A 1,531-nucleotide genomic window follows, 5' to 3' on the forward strand; every position below is an offset into this window, starting at 1 on the left:
GGCATGGCGGGCTCCAGTTGGGGCCGGATCGCATCACAGGCTGGGCGATAAATCCAGAGGCGTTCTCGCCGCGCTGGCGATGGCTGAAGACTTACTTCACCGGATGGGCGGCGAGCCAGGCCTGCATCTGCTTGATCTCTGCTTCCTGCGCGGCGATGACGCCTTCGGCCAGCTTGCGGATTTCCGGGTCCTTGCCATTGGCAAGTTCAACCTTGGCCATGTCGATCGCACCCTGATGGTGCGGGATCATGCCTCTGACGAAATCGACGTCGGCATTGCCGGTATAGTCGGACGCCATCATGTCGGCATGCATCTTGTCCATCGCCGCCTTGTAGCCTTCCGTCGAAGGACTGGTCGCGTCCGTCGCCATAGCGCCCATGTCGTGTTTCATCTCTTCGCTCTGCGCCGGAACGCTTTCGAGGAAGACGGCAACCAGCATTCCGGCCGCCATCAGCAGCAGCACGAGTTTTTTGGCGAAGGTCATACATGGTCTCCTGTTGGATGGGTTTCGTATTTGGGGGCTTGGATCAGAGTTTCAATGTTCTCAGCCGCAATGCGTTTGCGATCACCGACACCGAGGACAGGCTCATCGCCGCCGCTGCCAGCATCGGCGACAGCAGCGTGCCGGTGAGCGGATAGAGCACGCCGGCGGCGACCGGCACGCCAAGCACGTTGTAGAGGAAGGCAAAGAACAGGTTCTGGCGGATGTTGCGGATCGTCGCCTGAGCCAGCGTGCGCGCCCGCACGATGCCGTTGAGGTCGCCTTTGACCAAGGTGATGCCGGCGCTTTCGACGGCGACATCGGCGCCGGTGCCCATGGCGATGCCGACATCGGCGGCGGCAAGGGCCGGTGCATCGTTGACGCCGTCGCCGGCCATGGCAACGCCGGTGCCTTTTGCGCGCAGTTCCTCGACAAGGGCTGCCTTCTGTTCCGGCAGCAGGCCGGCGCGGACCTCGTCGATGCCGAGGCTTCTGGCGATCGCGTTGGCCGTGCGTTCATTGTCGCCGGTCGCCATGATGATCCGCAAGCCGCTTTCATGCAGCGCCTTGATCGCCTCGGCCGTCGTTGTCTTGATAGGGTCGGCGACGGCGACGATGCCGGCCAGTTTTTTGTCGACAGCAACGAACATCGCCGTCTTGCCTTCGAGTTGCAGCGCCTCGGCCTTGGCCGAGATGGATGCGATGTCGACGCCAAGGTCGGCCATCATCGCGGCGTTCCCGAGCGCGACCGTCTTTCCCGAGACCGAACCGGACACACCCTTCCCGGTGACCGCCTCGAAGCCGCTGGCCTCTGCAACGGTCACGCCGCGCGTAGCGGCGCCGTCAACGATGGCTTCAGCCAGCGGATGCTCCGAGCCTTTCTCCAGGCCCGCGGCAAGCGCCAGCAATTCGTCTTCGGAAAAGCCGTTTGCCGTGACGACATCGGTCAGCTTCGGCCGGCCTTCGGTCAGCGTCCCCGTTTTGTCGACGATCAGCGTGTCGACGGAAGCGAAGCGTTCGAGTGCTGCGGCTTCCTTGATCAGCACGCCGG

Annotated in this window: 2 protein-coding genes; both read right to left on the reverse strand. The window is 63.5% G+C overall.

The features are described 5' to 3' along the window. Positions 1 to 91: 91 nt before the first annotated feature. Positions 92 to 484, reverse strand: a complete 393-nt coding sequence (locus EN879_RS35400) for a DUF305 domain-containing protein (RefSeq protein ID WP_013528057.1) — start codon at positions 482 to 484, stop codon at positions 92 to 94. A gap of 43 nt (positions 485 to 527) precedes the next feature. Then, positions 528 to 1,531 (reverse strand): heavy metal translocating P-type ATPase (locus tag EN879_RS35405; protein WP_127274690.1); only part of this gene is annotated, 1,004 nt, incomplete at its 5' end.

It is taken from the genome of Mesorhizobium sp. M7A.F.Ca.AU.002.02.1.1 (assembly GCF_003998535.1).
GTDB classification, from domain to species: Bacteria; Pseudomonadota; Alphaproteobacteria; order Rhizobiales; family Rhizobiaceae; genus Mesorhizobium; species Mesorhizobium ciceri.

What these genes read in the sequence shown, in the direction of transcription:
- EN879_RS35400 (WP_013528057.1), bottom strand. Translation starts at nt 484, where the DNA reads ATGACCTTCGCCAAAAAACTCGTGCTGCTGCTGATGGCGGCCGGAATG.